Here is a 14,622-nt window from a genome sequence, read left to right as displayed (position 1 = left end):
ACCGGTGAGAGATTAACTGGGGAAACGGATGAGCCAGACAGTATTATAGAAGTTCAATCAAGCTCGCGCAGCTTGGTGAAGGCTTCGTCGATCCGTTCCACCGCCACGATGCTCATGCCCTCGATCTTCTGCTTGGGCACGTTGGCCTTCGGGATCACGGCGATCGAGAAGCCGAGCTTGGCCGCTTCGCGCAGGCGCTCCTGCCCGCGCGGCGCCGGACGGATCTCGCCGGCCAGGCCGACCTCGCCGAACACCACCAGGCCGCGCGGCAGCGGCTTGTTGCGCATCGACGAGTTAATCGCCAGCAGTACCGCCAGGTCGGCCGCCGGTTCGGTGATCTTGACCCCGCCGACCGCGTTGATGAACACGTCCTGGTCGAACGCGGCGATGCCGGCATGGCGGTGCAGCACCGCCAGCAGCATCGCCAGGCGATTCTGTTCCAGCCCGACCGACAGGCGGCGCGCGTTCGGCAGGTGGCTGGCGTCGACCAGGGCCTGGATCTCGACCAGCAGCGGACGCGTGCCCTCCTGGGTCACCATCACGCACGACCCCGGCACCTGGCTGTCGTGCTGCGACAGGAACAGTGCCGACGGGTTCGACACGCCCTTCAGGCCCTTCTCGGTCATGGCGAACACGCCCAGCTCGTTGACCGCGCCGAAGCGGTTCTTGATGGCGCGCACCAGGCGGAAGCTGCTTTGCGTGTCGCCTTCGAAGTACAGCACGGTGTCGACGATGTGCTCGAGCACGCGCGGGCCGGCCAGCGCGCCCTCTTTCGTGACGTGGCCGACCAGGATGATGGTGACGCCGGTCTGCTTGGCCACGCGGGTGAGCTGGGCCGCGCACTCGCGCACCTGGGCCACCGAGCCCGGGGCCGAGGTCAGCGCGTCCGAATACAGGGTCTGGATCGAGTCGATCACCGCCACTTCGGGCTTCAGGTCGGCCAGCGTGCCCAGGATCTTCTCCAACTGGATCTCGGCCTGGAGCTTGAGCTCGGCCGAGTCGACCGACAGGCGGCGTGCGCGCAGCGCGATCTGGGCGCCCGATTCCTCGCCGCTGACATATAAAGTATTGCGGGTCGCGGCCAGGTTGGCCAGCGCCTGCAGCAGCAGGGTCGACTTGCCGATACCGGGGTCGCCGCCGATCAGCACCACGCCGCCGGCCACCAGGCCGCCGCCCAGCACGCGGTCGAATTCCTCGATGCCGGTGCCGAAGCGCGGCACGTCGAGGGCGTCGATGTCCTTCAGGGACAGCACCGGCGCGGTCTGGGCCAGGGCCTTGTGCGCCGTCTGCGACATGCGGTTCACGCCGGGCGCATCCTGCACGGTTTCGACCATCGTGTTCCAGGCCTTGCAGTCCGGGCACTGGCCGGACCAGCGGCTGGCGGTGGCGCCGCACTCGCTGCAGACAAAAGAGGTTCGTGCCTTAGCCATCGCTTCCCATTCTTCCTTCGTGCACGCGCACCCGCCCCGCGAGTGCGCACATCAGTTCATAGCCGATCGTCCCGGCGGCCTGGGCCACCTCGTCGATCGGCAATCCGTCGCCCCACAGCGTCACCTTGCTGCCCACATGGGCATTCGCGACCGGCGTGAGGTCGACCGTCATCATGTCCATCGAGACCCGGCCCACCAGGCGGGTGGCGACGCCGTCGACGATCACCGGGGTGCCGTGCGGCGCGTGGCGCGGGTAGCCGTCGGCATAGCCGCAGGCCACCACCCCCACCGTCATCGGGCCGCTCGCCTCGAAGCGGCTGCCGTAGCCCACGGTGTCGCCGGCCTCGACGCGCTGGATGCCGATGATCTCCGAGCGCAGCGTCATGGTCGGGCGCAGGCCGTAATCGAGCGCGGAGCGTCCCCCCGGGGTGCCGCCATAGAGCATGATGCCCGGGCGTACCCAGTCGTTCCTGAGGGTTTCTCCCAGCTCCGCCCCGTGCAGCACGCCGCCGGAGTTCGACAGGCTGCGCTCGCCCGGCAGTTCGCCGGCGCCGAACTGGAAGCGGCGCACCTGCTCGCTCATGGTCAGGCGCGGGTGTTCCAGCTCGTCGGCATTCGCGAAATGCGTCATGTGGGTGATGTGACGCACGTCCGGAATGGCGCGCAGGCGGCGGTAGGCCGCCTCGTACTCGTCCGGACGGAAGCCGAGGCGGTTCATCCCGGTATTCATCTTCAGGTGCACGTCGATCGGACGGAAGTGCCGGGTGTATTCCAGCATCTTGATCTGCTCGATGTTATGCACCGTGCTATCGATGTTGTGCTCGGCCAGCAGCGGCACGTCCTGGGGCTCGAAGATCCCCTCGAGCAGCAGGATCGGCTTGATCCAGCCGTTCTGGCGCAGCCACAGGGCGCCTTCGGTCTCGACCAGGGCCAGGCCGTCGGCCTGGGCAAAGCCGCGCATGCCGTGTTCCAGGCCGTGCCCATAGGCGTTGGCCTTGACCACGGCCCAGATCTTCGCGAGCGGCGCCGCGCTCCGTGCCCGCTGCAGGTTGTGCTGCATCGAGTCGAGGTGGATGGTGGCGGTAATCGGACGGGGCATGGAAAAACCTGCCTTTCTGGTGTGCTCGACAGAAGCCGGCTATTTTACCGGAGCGGGCGCGCACGCGCTTTTGACAGGGCGTGTTTTCTTTTGGCCGCGATGGCATTCATGGTATAAAGCAACTCGGACCAGTTTTTACTCTTTTCGAATGAACCGTGGTTTTTATACCATCATGGCGGCGCAGTTCTTCTCGTCGCTGGCAGACAATGCGCTCCTGTTTGTTGCGATCAGTCTGCTGACGTCGATGAACGCCCCGGCTTCGCTGACACCCCTGCTGAAGCTGTCATTCGTGCTCTTCTATGTGTTGCTGGCCGCCTTCGTGGGCGCCTTCGCCGATTCGCTGCCCAAGGGCCGCGTGATGTTCATCGCCAACCTGATCAAGATCGCCGGCTGCGCCCTGATGTTCCTGACCGTGCACCCGCTGCTGGCCTATGCCGTGGTCGGCTTCGGCGCGGCCGTGTATTCGCCCGCCAAGTACGGCATCCTGACCGAACTGCTGCCGCCCGAGAAGCTGGTGCCGGCCAACGGCTGGATCGAGGGCCTGACCGTGATGTCGATCATCCTGGGCACCGTCGCCGGGGGCGCCCTGGTGAGCGAGCGCGGGGCCGCATTCCTGCTCGGCCTGGACTTGCCGGGCATCGACACCGGCGCCCAGGCGGCGATGGCGGTGGTGGTGGGCGTCTACGTCATGGCCTCCCTGTTCAACCTGCGCATCCCCGACACCGGCGCGCGCTACGAACACCAGGAGCGCAATCCGGCCAAGCTGATCGCCGATTTCGCCAACTGCTCGGCCACCCTGTGGCGCGACAAACTGGGGCAGATCTCGCTGGCCGTGACCACCCTGTTCTGGGGCGCCGGCGCGACCCTGCAGTTCATCGTGCTGAAATGGGCCGAACGCTCGCTGCACATGCCGCTCGACAAAGCCACCAACCTGATCGGCATCGTGGCGATCGGCGTGGCGCTGGGCGCGGCCATGGCGGCGCGCATGATCCCGCTGCGCAAGTCGCTCACCGTGATCCCGCTCGGGATCATCATGGGCCTGGTCGTGTGCAGCATGGTGTTCGTGACCTCGGTGAACCTGGCCTACCCGCTGCTGACCCTGATCGGCTTCCTGTCGGGCTTCTTCGTGGTGCCGATGAACGCCCTGCTTCAGCACCGCGGCCACGTCCTGATGAGCGCCGGCCACTCGATCGCGGTCCAGAACTTCAACGAGAACCTGTCGATCCTGACCATGCTGGCCCTGTACGCCATCATGATCACGCTGAACCTCGACCTGGACATCATCATCGTGATGTTCGGGCTGTCGGTGGCGGGCATCATGTACTTCATCGGCCGCCGCCACGCGGCCAACCAGCGCGAGCACGACTCGCTGGCGCTGATCGGCGAAGGCAAGCACTGATACGCCTTGCGTATCACAGAGGAAAAATAGATTGGTTTGACGTATCACTGCAGGGTGGACGGCTATGCCGTCCACCCTACTCAACAGCCTTTACCATCCTGCGGGCCGCGGCGCGCTCGCGCCAGTCGTTGGGCACGATGAAGCCGCGCTCGATCTCCTCGATCAGTCCGGGCGTGTGCCGCACCACCGCCACCAGCACCGGCGTCGACGAGGTCTCGAACTGCGCCGACAGCTCCGCATGCAGCTGGGCGCGGTCCAGCATCCAGGTGGCCGAGGCGGCGCGAAATGGCGCCAGCCACTGCAGGCGAGGCAGCATCAGGAATTCTTCTCCGGCCAGGCCGTCGATCTCGTCCAGCGCGCACCAGAAGCCGCGGCAGTGGCCGGCGGCGATGCCGCGCATCCGCGGCCAGCTGCCGGCAGGATAGAACAGCCAGCCCTTGACCAGCGCCCGCGCCCTGGCCACGGGTCGCGGCAGCAGCGCCTGCGCGGCCGGATGCTGGCCCAGGCTGAGCTGGCGCTCGAAGACCTTGCGCATCTTGAGGCCCAGGCTGTCGGCCAGGTTGGGCCCGACCAGTGCATTCAGCTGCCAATCCTGCTGCTGCCCGCCCTCCCCGTCCAGCAGATAGAACTTGGTGGCGAACTCGATGTGCTCGAGCCCGGCCGGCCCATCGTCCAGCAGGAAGTCGAATTCACCGATGGTGTCGTTGGCGCTGGCGCGCACCTGCAGTCCGTACGCGACCAGGCGCCCCTGCCGGGCAAAATAGAAGGCCAGCAGCTTTTCGGCATACAGGCCGAGGCGGGTGTGCACCTTGGCGCCCAGGGCGTCGTCCAGCGCGGTGGGGTCGTGGTCGAGCTGCGCCAGCCAGTCGGCGAGCGCCGGCCCGACCGGGTCGAGGGTGGCGACGCGGCCGGCCCACAGCGGATCCTGCGCATCGAGCAGGTCGGGCGCGTCGAGCAGCCAGGCCAGCGCCCGCACCCGGGCCCGCCGCAGGTGGCCCCAGCGGCGGTGGAAGCCTTGCTGGTAGCTCTCAGCCGGCGCGTCCATGGCGCTCGTGCGCGGATCTGGCGCGGCACAGGTCGGCCCAGGCCAGCGCCTTGTCGTCGCCGCGGCGCAGCAGTTCGGCCGGATGCAGGGTCGCGACCAGCGGCACCGCGCCCAGGCGGTGCACGGCGCCGCGCGCGCCGGCCAGCGGCTCCGAGAGCGGCTTGCCGAGCAGGCCGTCGGCCGCCACCTGGCCCAGGGTCAGCACCAGGCCGGCCCCCGACAGTTCGCGCTCGCGCTCCAGGAAGGGGCGGCAGGCCGCCGCTTCTTCAGGGGTCGGTGCGCGGTCGCCGCCCTTCGCGTTCGCCGGACGGCACTTGACCAGGGTGGTCACGTAGACATCGGTCTCGCGCGACATGCCGACCGCCGCCAGCATGTTGTCGAGCAGCTTGCCCGGCTCGCCGGTCAGCGGCTGGCCGGCGCTTTCGTCCAGCGCACTGGCGGTGCCGGCCGCGACCAGCCAGCGCGCCTGGCGCGCGCCCGCGCCCGGCACCGGCTTGCGTCCGGCGCTGCAGGCGCTGCAGTGCTTGCAGGCGGCGATCGCCTGGCGCAGGGCGGCCCAGTCGAGCGTCGACACATCGATACGTTCCGGCTCGGCGGCGGCTTCCCAGGCGCGATCCTGGCTGACGGGCGGCGTCCAGGCGGGACGCGCGGCCGGCTCCGCGACCTGGCGCGGCATCGGCGGCGGCGCCAGCGGCTGCGGCTGCGCGGCCAGCTGCGCGCCGACGGGTTCGGCCTCAGCCTCGAGCGCGGTGTCGACTGCCGGTTCGGGCGCCGCGCGCAGGCGCCATAGCGGGCCGATGCCCATCTCGGCCAGGAAGGCCGCGTCGCGCGCCCCGATGCGCTTCGGTGCGTCGTTCACAAGTCGATCCTCATCACGATGGCGTCCTCGCGCTGGCCGCCGTGCGCCGGGTAATATCCCTTGCGCCGGCCGATTTCCTGAAACCCGTAGCGGCGGTAGACCGCCAGCGCGCGTTCGTTGGACGGGCGCACCTCGAGCAGGATCGAGGCCATGCCCTGCGCGCGGGCGCGGGCGCCGATGCGGTCCAGCAGGTGCCGTCCCAGCCCCTGGCCCTGACGGCCGGCGGCCACCGCGACGTCGAGCAGGTGGGCCTCGTCGACCGCGTACATCAACACATAATAGCCGGCCAGGACGCCGCCCGCGGGTCCGGCGGCCTCGCGCGCGGTCCAGGCATCGTAGCCGCTGGCCAGCGAATCGGTAAAATTCGCGCGACTCCAGGGGTAGGGAAACACGCTGCATTCGAGCGCATGGACCTCGTCCACGTCGCCCGGCCGCATCGGCGCGAAGGCCAGGCCGAAGCTGTCCTGCACGAGCGTCATGCCCCGGCCTTCACTGCGAGGTTCGCCGCATTGATGGCCTGGCGTTCGGCGCTGGTGTACGCGACCTTGTTGCGCAGGTAGAGCGGCTGGGCCTGGGCCGCCGGCACGCCCAGGCCGGCGGCCAGGGCCGGCGCGCCCAGCAGCGCCAGTTCGCGCGCGTGCGGCAGGATGTCGTCCAGCGCGCCAAGGGCGAACGGCTTGCCGGCGAAGGCATCCGGATAGGCGGCGAAACCGTTGCCGCAGGCCGCCAGGCCTTCTGCCGGAACCGGCTCCAGGTCTTGCGGCGCGCACAGCGCGGGGGCGGCGACCTCGATCCAGGCGCCGCGCGTGGCGTCGTGACGGTACTGGGCCCAGTAGACCTCGCCCATGCGCGCGTCCAGCACGGCCAGCACCTCGGTGGCGCCGGTGCGGGCGCGGCAGGTTTCGGCCATCGCTTCGAGCGTCACCAGCGGCAGCACCGGCAGGCCGGCGCCGAAGGCCAGGCCCTGGGCCACGCCGCAGGCCGTACGCACGCCGGTGAACGAGCCCGGACCAGCCCCGAAGGCGATGGCGTCGCAGTCCGCCAGGGCGATGCCGGCTTCGCGCAGCAGTTCCTGCACCATCGGCAGGACCGATTGCGAATGGGTGCGCACGCCGGACGTGGAACGGGCGATGACGTGATCGCCGTCGAGCAGCGCGCAGGAGGCGAGCTCGGACGAGGTTTCAATAGCGAGAATCTTGGACATGGCGTTATTTTACCCCCTCGACCGGCCACAGGCCACGGCGCCGGCCGCCGCACGGCGCGGAAACACACGGTACAATCCGGCTCATGCAAAGCCTGACCCTGGATTCCGACAACCGCGCGGCCGTTGCCGCCGCCTTCGAGAGCGACGCCCTGGTCGTCGCCTGCCTGTGCGCCGCCTGGTGCGGCACCTGCTCGTCCTACCGCGCCACCTTCGAGGAACTGGCCCTGCGCCACCCCGACAAGACCTTCGTCTGGATCGACATCGAAGACCAGGCCGACATCGTCGGCGACCTGGACGTCGACAACTTCCCGACCCTGCTGGTGCAGCGCGGCGACACCGTGGCCTTCTTCGGCACCATGCTGCCCGACGGCGCCGTGGCCGACCGCCTGGTGCATGCCCAGGCCGCCGTCGCGCCCGAGGAACTGGCGCGCCTGGCGACCTCCAGCGAAGAGCGGCGCGCCTGGCAGCGCGACTGCAACCTGCGGACTTTGCTGGCGGCGTAGGGTGGGCGGCTCTGCCGCCCACCCTACTCCTGCGCCAGGCGCAGCGGCAGGCTGCGCAGCCGCTGTCCGGTGAGCTTGAACACGGCCGCCGCCACCGCCGGCGCGATCGGCGGCACCGCCGGCTCGCCCACGCCTTCCGGATGCGCGCTGCTGGGCATCACGATGGTCTCCACGGGCGGCGCTTCGTTCATGCGCAGCACCGGATAATCGCCGAAGTTCGACTGCTGCACCCGGCCCTCCTTGAACGTGATCTCGCCGTACAGGGCCGCCGACAGCCCGAACAGCACGCCGGATTCCACCTGCTGCGCCACGATGTTCGGGTTCACCACCAGCCCGCAGTCGATCGCGCACACCACGCGGTGCACGCGGATCTGCCCGCCTTCCACGGAGACTTCGGCCACCTGGGCCACGGTGCTGCCGAAGGAGCGGTGCAGCGCCACGCCATGCGCCCGCCCTGCCGGCGGCTGGCCGGCGCGCGCCACCGCGGCCTCCAGCGCCGCCAGCGCGCGCGGATGCCCGCGCAGCAGCGCGCGCCGGAACGCCACGCCATCGCGCCGCGCGGCATGGGCCAGCTCGTCGATGAAGCCCTCCTTGAAGAAGGCATTGTGCGAATGGCCCACCGAACGCCAGTAGCCGAGCGGAACCGGGCTGTCGACGATCACGTGGGCGATGCGCTGGTTGGCGATCGCATACTGCATGTCGTACTCGCCCTCGGCCGTGGTCTTGTCCGGCCCCACGCCCGGCAGCCCGAGATTGCGTGGGAAGTACTGGTGGCCGATGGCGCCGCTGGCCGACTTGTTGTCCCAGGCCAGGATGTTGCCCTGGGCGTCGAGGTGGGCGCGAAAGCGCGCCAGCGCGGCGGGGCGATAGACGTCGTGGGTGGTGTCGTCCTCGCGGCTCCAGATCAGCTGCACCGGGCGCCCGCCGGCCGCCATCGCCACCGTCACCGCCTGCGCCACCATGTCGGTTTCCAGCCGCCGGCCGAAGCCGCCGCCCAGCAGCATCACCTCGATCGCCACGTGCTCGCGGTCGATGCCGGCCACGCGCGCGGCCACGTCCACGGCGACGCTCGGCACCTGGGTCGAGGCCCACAGGCGCAGCTTGCCGTCCGCGAACCGGGCGGTGCAATTGAGCGGCTCCATCGCCGCATGCGCCAGGAAGGGCGCGCGGTACTCGGCCGTCACCGTGACCGCGGCGCCGGCCACGTCCTGGGTGCCGGTTTCGTGGTAGACGTAGCCGCTTTCCTGGTCGAGGGCGCGCGTGAATTCCTCGAACACCGACTCGGTGGAGAGGCCGGCGCCGGCGCCCGCCTCCCATTCGAGCACCAGCGCCTGCACCGCCTGGTGCGCCTGCCACCAGCTGGTGGCGAGCACCGCGGCGCCGGCGCCGAATCCGTCGTCCGCGCCCGGCAGCCCCGCCATCGGCACCACCTGCAACACCCCCGGCATCGCGCGCGCCGCGCCTGCATCGAAGCCGGTCATCCGGGCGCCGGGCACGGGCGCCATCTTGACCGCGGCGTAGACCATGCCCGGCACGCGCGCGTCGATGCCGAAGCGCGCGGCGCCGTTCACCTTGGACGCGCTGTCCAGGCGCGGCAGCGGCTTGCCGATCAGCCGGAATTCGCCCGGCTCCTTCAGCCGCACGTCGCTGCCGTCGATGCCGGCGCCGACCCGCGCCGCCCGCGCCGCGAGCGCGCCATAGCCTGCCCGACGGCCGTCCGGATGCAGCACGAAGCCATCCTCGGTGCGCAGGCGCGCCACCGGCGCCTGCCACTCCTCGGCCGCGGCCTTGACCAGCATGGCGCGCGCCACCGCGCCCGCCTCGCGCATCGGCATCCAGGCATCCTTGACGCTGGTGGAGCCGCCGGTGAACATGATGCCCAGCTCGCGGCCCAGCTTGGCCATCAGCCACTGGGCGCCCTGGCGCGCGCTGCCGGTGTCGTCGGGGTGGAAAGGCAGGTTTTCGCGCAGCACGGTGAGGTTGGCGAAGATCTTGTCGATCGGCGCCTGGGCGATGCGCACCGCGGCCAGCGGCACGTCCAGTTCCTCGGCCACCAGCATCGGCAGCGCGGTGTGCACGCCCTGTCCCATCTCGCTGCGCGGCACCACCACCGAGACCGCGCCGTCGGGCGCGATCGCGATCCAGCCGTTCAGCGCCACCGTGTCGCCGCCGAGCGCGAGCGGACTTGCCGTATGCAGGCGCTGGCGCGGCGGCTGCACGCCCCAGCCCACCAGCAGGGCGCCCCCGGCGAGCACGCCGCCCAGCAGGAATCCGCGCCGGCCCAGGCCGCGCCGGGCGCCGCGCGGGGATCCACCGTCCTCAGGTTTCGCTTGCTCGGGGTGCACGGGGCGCGTTCGTTTCATCATGACCTTGTTGTTGGTTCTGCTTCCAGCGCGACAGTATATCTTCCGGCGCCACCGGGCGGCTGTAGAGGTAGCCCTGCGCCAGGCGGCAGCCATGCTGCAGCAGGAAGGCGGCCTGTTCTTCGTTCTCCACGCCTTCGGCCACCACCGCCAGGTTCATGCTCTTGCCGAGCTGGATGATCGCGACCGCGATCGCGGCATCGTTGCCGTCGAGCGCGATGTCCTGGATGAAGCTGCGGTCGATCTTCAGGGTCTGGACCGGCAACTGGCTGAGGTAGGCCAGCGAAGAATAACCGGTGCCGAAGTCGTCGATCGCCAGCCCGACCCCGACCGCGCGCAAATCGTTGATGTACTCGAGCGCGTCGCCGGTATGCATGATCACCGACTCGGTCACTTCCAGCTGCAGGCGCGCCGCCTCGAGCCCGCTGTCGCGCAGGGCCGCGGCGACCAGCGGCGCCACGCTGCCGCGCTCGAACTGGCGCACCGACAGGTTGACCGCCATCTTCGGCACCCGCAGGCCGGCCTGGTCCCAGCGGCGCATCTGGTGGCAGGCCTCGACCAGCACCCACTGGCCCAGCTGGCTGACGAAGCCCATGTCCTCGGCTACCGGGATGAAACGCGCCGGCGGCACCGCGCCCAGTTCCGGGCTGTCCCAGCGCACCAGCGCCTCGACCCCGACCAGGCGGCCGCTGTCGATGTCGACCTGCGGCTGGTAGTGGAGGAAGATCTCCTGCTTGTCGATCGCGCGGCGCAGCAGCGCCTCCAGGCGCAGGCGCTCCACGCCCTCGCCGCCCATCGACGGCGCATAGAACTGGTAGCCGTTGCGGCCGCGCGCCTTGGCCTGGTACATCGCGACGTCGGCGTTACGCACCAGCATGTTCAAATCCTGGGCGTCCTGCGGGAACAGGCTGATGCCGACGCTGCAGGTAGCGAACAGCTCATGGCCGGACACGGTGAACGGCTGCTCGAACAGCAGCATCAGCTTCTCGGCCACCTGCACCGCACCGAAGGCCCCCTTGACATCCTCCAGCAGCACGATGAACTCGTCGCCGCCCAGGCGCGCCAGCGTATCGCCCTCGCGCAGGCAGCGGGCCAGCGCGCCTGCCACCTGCTTGAGCAGTTCGTCGCCCACGTGGTGACCCAGGGTGTCGTTGACGTTCTTGAAGCGGTCCAGGTCGATGAACAGCACCGCCAGCTGCTCGCTTTCGCGCGCGGCGCGGACCATGGCATGCTGCAGGCGATCGTGGAACAGCAGGCGGTTCGGCAGCGCGGTGAGCGGATCGTGGTGGGCCAGGTGGTCGAGCTTGTCCTGCGATTCCCGGGCCTTGGTGATGTCGCTGAACACGCAGACATAATGCGCCAGCCCGCCGGCCTCGTCGTGCACGCTCGACACGGTCAGCGCTTCGAGGTACACCTCGCCGTTCTTGCGGGTTTCCCAGATCTCGCCGCGCCAGAAGCCGCGCTCGGCCAGGTCGCGCCGCAGCTCCTGGTGGAACGCGGCCTCGTGCTGGCCGGCGCGCATCAGCGTCGACTGCTGGCCCAGCGCTTCGCGTTCGGTGTAGCCGGTGATCCGGGTGTAGGCGGGGTTGATGGCCACCACGCGGCCGTCCACGTCGAGCACCATCACGCCGTCGGCGATGTGTTCCAGCACGGTGGCCGACAGGCGCAGCTTTTCGTCGGCCAGCTTGCGCTCGGTGATGTCGGCGAACACCCAGATGCTGCCGTCGTCGGGGCGGGCGCTGTCGAGCGGGCATCCGCTCACCAGCAGCCAGGACACGCTGCCGTCGCGGCGCCGGAACTGGATCTCTTCGCCGGCATCGGGGCCGCCCGCCATCTTCGGGCTTCGTTCGAACCACGGGCGGCCGTCGCCGGCGCGGCCGGGGAACAGGATCTCGGCCGAACCGCCCGCCATGCCGCCCTCGGCATAGCCGAACAGGGCTTCGGCGCGCCGGTTGGCCGAGACGATGCGGCGCTCGCGCACGAACAGCACGCCGAACATGACGTTATCCAGAATCGCACCCTGCTCGGTGAGCAGGGCCTCGATGCGCATCTCGTCGTGCTTGCGCTCGCTGATGTCGTAGATGATGCCGTCGATGCGGAAGTCGGCGCTGTCCCATGCGCCCTGCGGCTGGCCGGTCTCCAGCACCCAGCGCTCGATGCCTCCGGCGTCGATGATGCGGTATTCGATTTCGTAGCGGCTGCCGGCCAGCAGCGCCTGCTTGGCCAGGTAGCGGTGCATGCGCCGGTCTTCCGGATGGATGATATCGGCCCAGTCGTCGGTCGTGGCCAGCATGAAACGCTCGGCCGGGTAGCCCGAGATGCCTTCGATGGCCTCGCTGACGAAATCGATCTGGCCGCCGGGGCGCGAGCGGAACACGGCGCCCGGCACCTGCGCGACGATGGTGCGGAACTGCTCTTCGCGGCGGCCGATGTCGGCGAACAGCTGGCCGATCGCCATGCGCATGCGCTCCATCTGGCCCCCCAGGCGCCCCAGCTCGTCGTCGGCGGGGAGCGCCAGCGGGGTGTCGAAGTCGCCGCGCGCCAGGCGGTCGGAAAAGCCGGTGAGCGTGCGCAGCGGGCGCAGCAGGCGGCGCCTGATCAGCAGTGCGATCAGGAGCAGCGACACCGCCAGCTGAACCGCCAGCACCACCGCATAGTTGCGCTGCTTGCGGCGTAGTTCCTGCTGGCTGAGGTGGTCGTCCATTTCGATCAGCACATGACCGATGGCCTGGCCGCGCACGACGATGTCGCGTTCGGCGCGATACAGACGCGCGCCCTCCACCACGCCCGCGTGCCGGCTGATGAACTCGTTCTGCGACAGGTCGCGCACCGCGACATGCACCACGGCCGGGTCGCGCACGAAGGAATCGACCAGCGCACTCGCCGCTTCGAGATTCATGTCCCATAATGATTCCCGCAGCGCGAGCGCAAGCAGGTCGGCATTGCGCTGCAGCGCGTCGTTCATGGTGCCGGCGGCCGATTCGCGCTCCTGCACCGCGACCAGGAAGTAGCTGCCGACAACGGCAGGCACGGCCAGGCCGATGAACACCGCCAGCAGCAGCGCGCCATGGATCGAGCGGCCATACAGCTTGCGCAGCCTGGTGCGGACGGCGCGGCGTGAAAAGCGTGGCAGGGACATCGGATAGTGGGCCTGAGCCCCGCCGCGCGGCAGGGATTAGTCTATGAAAATGAGGTGCGGACAATGACATGCAGCAATGGAATTGCTTGATTATGCATGTTACATGTCCAAGAGTCATCAACTTGAACCCGCCCCCCGGCTTGCCGCCTGCGCAGGTGTCGGCAGGACGCGACAAGACTTGTTATGATTGAATCTTTCAAAGGGGAAACTATGAGCCTGTCCATGTACACCGCGTCGGTTCCGGTGTTCCAGAAAATGCTGCGCGCGCTGGGCGCGGTGCTGGAGAAAGCCGAGGCGCATGCCCAGCAGCACAAGATCGAGCCGGACGCCCTGTTGCAGGCGCGCCTGTACCCGGACATGTTCCCGCTGGTCGGCCAGGTCCTGATCGCGACCGACTTCGCCAAGGGCGCGAGCGCGCGCCTGGCCCGCCAGGAAGTGCCGCGCTACGACGACACGGAGCAGAGTTTCGTCGAGCTGCAGCAGCGCATCACCAAGACCCTGGGCTTCATCGAATCGCTGCCGCACGCCGCGTTCGACGCGGCCGGCGAACGCCCCGTCACCCACGGCGCCGGCGAGCGCGCCCGCCATTTCGAGCGCGGCGACGACTACCTGACCAGCTTCGTGCTGCCGAATTTCTTCTTCCACGTGACGACCGCCTACGCGATCCTGCGTCACAACGGCGTGCCGATCGGGAAGCGCGACTTCCTGGGGCTCTGACAGGATTGTCGGAAGATCAGGAATTCCTGCGCGGGTAGCCCTGCGCCAGGATGCGCACCCACACGCGCTCTTTTTCCTCGGCGTTCATCGACACCCAGTTCGCCACTTCTGCCACGCTGCGCCCGCAGCCGCGGCAGATTTCGTCGAAGGTGGTCGAGCACACCGCCACGCAGGGAGTGTCCGGACGCGGCGGCAGCGCCGCCGGATCAGCGTGCCGGTCCGACATCGAGCTTGTCCCAGCCTTCATGGCCGAGCCGTTCCATGGTGTCGATATTCTTCTCGAAGATCTCGGACGCTTCCGGGAAGGCCTCGACCGCGCGGTCGATGCTGTCCTCGCGCAGCAGGTGCAGGATCGGATACGGCGCCCGGTTGGTGTAGTTCGCGATGTCGTTGGGATCGGTGTCGGCGAACTGGTAGTCCGGGTGGAAGCTCGCCACCTGCAGCTCGCCGTCGAGCTGCATGTCCTCGACGGCGGCATCGGCCACATCCAGGAACTCGTTGTAATCCTCGAAATCGTTCAGCACGAAGGGATGGACCAGCAGGGTCGTGTCGACCTGTTCGCTCGGTGTATCCGACAGCAATTGCAGCTCGTCCATCAGCTGCTCGAGCAGCGCTTCGGGCGTGGTGGCGCTCGAGACGACGTAGCGCACCTGCTCCTTGACATAGACCGATTTGGCGAAGGGGCACAGGTTCAGGCCAATGACGGCCCGCTCCAGCCAGCGGCGGGTGGCAGCGACGATCGCATCGTCGTCGGCGTTCGGGTTTGGCGTACTCATGGATAACAAATGGAGGAAAGCGCGCTAGGCGGATGCCGGATTGTACGCACACTTTGCGTGCCCTCATAGATTGACAGCCTCGGCCAGC

General features: G+C 69.0%; 13 protein-coding genes. 3 read left to right on the top strand and 10 right to left on the bottom strand.

Going from position 1 to position 14,622, the window contains the following annotated elements:
- Nucleotides 1–53: 53 nt before the first annotated feature.
- On the bottom strand, nt 54–1,430 hold the full coding sequence (radA, locus tag IM543_10195; protein ID QOY96158.1) for a DNA repair protein RadA: 1,377 nt from the start codon (nt 1,428–1,430) through the stop codon (nt 54–56).
- A complete protein-coding gene (alr, locus tag IM543_10190) occupies nt 1,423–2,529 on the bottom strand; it encodes an alanine racemase (GenBank protein ID QOY96157.1) in 1,107 nt (368 codons plus the stop codon). Before alr ends, radA begins: the two co-directional genes overlap by 8 nt.
- A gap of 148 nt (nt 2,530–2,677) precedes the next feature.
- Between alr and lplT the strand changes: the two genes are divergently transcribed.
- Nucleotides 2,678–3,928 carry a lysophospholipid transporter LplT gene (gene lplT / locus IM543_10185; protein ID QOY96156.1) on the top strand — a complete coding sequence of 417 codons (1,251 nt, stop codon included), beginning with the start codon at nt 2,678–2,680 and terminating at the stop codon, nt 3,926–3,928.
- Nucleotides 3,929–4,004: 76 nt separating this feature from the next.
- Here the strand turns inward: lplT and IM543_10180 are convergent, their stop codons facing one another.
- From IM543_10180 to tsaB, 4 genes are read right to left on the bottom strand one after another with little or no spacing between them, the layout of a single operon-like run.
- Nucleotides 4,005–4,973 carry a DUF1853 family protein gene (locus tag IM543_10180; GenBank protein QOY96155.1) on the bottom strand — a complete coding sequence of 323 codons (969 nt, stop codon included), beginning with the start codon at nt 4,971–4,973 and terminating at the stop codon, nt 4,005–4,007.
- Entirely contained in the window at nt 4,957–5,778 is an 822-nt protein-coding gene (locus IM543_10175) for a uracil-DNA glycosylase (GenBank protein ID QOY96615.1), read from the bottom strand. Before IM543_10175 ends, IM543_10180 begins: the two co-directional genes overlap by 17 nt.
- 50 nt (nt 5,779–5,828) lie before the next feature.
- Nucleotides 5,829–6,311: a ribosomal protein S18-alanine N-acetyltransferase gene (gene rimI, locus IM543_10170; GenBank protein QOY96154.1), complete on the bottom strand. Its 483-nt coding sequence runs from the start codon at nt 6,309–6,311 to the stop codon at nt 5,829–5,831.
- Nucleotides 6,308–7,036, bottom strand: a complete 729-nt coding sequence (gene tsaB / locus IM543_10165) for a tRNA (adenosine(37)-N6)-threonylcarbamoyltransferase complex dimerization subunit type 1 TsaB (protein QOY96153.1) — start codon at nt 7,034–7,036, stop codon at nt 6,308–6,310. Before tsaB ends, rimI begins: the two co-directional genes overlap by 4 nt.
- Nucleotides 7,037–7,119: 83 nt before the next feature.
- Here tsaB and IM543_10160 point away from each other — a divergent pair, with 83 nt between their 5' ends.
- Nucleotides 7,120–7,539, top strand: coding sequence for a thioredoxin family protein (locus IM543_10160; GenBank protein ID QOY96152.1), 420 nt, complete (start codon nt 7,120–7,122; stop codon nt 7,537–7,539).
- Between the two features lie 23 nt (nt 7,540–7,562).
- Here the strand turns inward: IM543_10160 and IM543_10155 are convergent, their stop codons facing one another.
- Together IM543_10155 and IM543_10150 are read right to left on the bottom strand one after the other, a co-directional pair.
- Nucleotides 7,563–9,902 (bottom strand): xanthine dehydrogenase family protein molybdopterin-binding subunit, encoded by a 2,340-nt coding sequence (locus IM543_10155; protein QOY96614.1) that lies wholly within the window; start codon nt 9,900–9,902, stop codon nt 7,563–7,565.
- Complete coding sequence (locus IM543_10150) at nt 9,859–13,041, bottom strand: EAL domain-containing protein (protein ID QOY96151.1); 3,183 nt, start codon at nt 13,039–13,041, stop codon at nt 9,859–9,861. Before IM543_10150 ends, IM543_10155 begins: the two co-directional genes overlap by 44 nt.
- 210 nt (nt 13,042–13,251) lie before the next feature.
- Here IM543_10150 and IM543_10145 point away from each other — a divergent pair, with 210 nt between their 5' ends.
- Nucleotides 13,252–13,758, top strand: a complete 507-nt coding sequence (locus IM543_10145; protein QOY96150.1) for a DUF1993 domain-containing protein — start codon at nt 13,252–13,254, stop codon at nt 13,756–13,758.
- 16 nt (nt 13,759–13,774) lie between these two features.
- Here the strand turns inward: IM543_10145 and IM543_10140 are convergent, their stop codons facing one another.
- Both IM543_10140 and IM543_10135 read right to left on the bottom strand, forming a co-directional pair.
- A complete protein-coding gene (locus IM543_10140) occupies nt 13,775–13,984 on the bottom strand; it encodes a DUF1289 domain-containing protein (protein ID QOY96149.1) in 210 nt (69 codons plus the stop codon).
- Nucleotides 13,965–14,534, bottom strand: coding sequence for a DUF1415 domain-containing protein (locus IM543_10135; GenBank protein ID QOY96148.1), 570 nt, complete (start codon nt 14,532–14,534; stop codon nt 13,965–13,967). Before IM543_10135 ends, IM543_10140 begins: the two co-directional genes overlap by 20 nt.
- Nucleotides 14,535–14,622: the final 88 nt, after the last annotated feature.

The organism is Massilia sp. UMI-21, from assembly GCA_015277795.1.
Lineage (GTDB): Bacteria > Pseudomonadota > Gammaproteobacteria > Burkholderiales > Burkholderiaceae_D > Telluria.
This window is presented reverse-complemented; position numbering and strand designations above follow the sequence as displayed.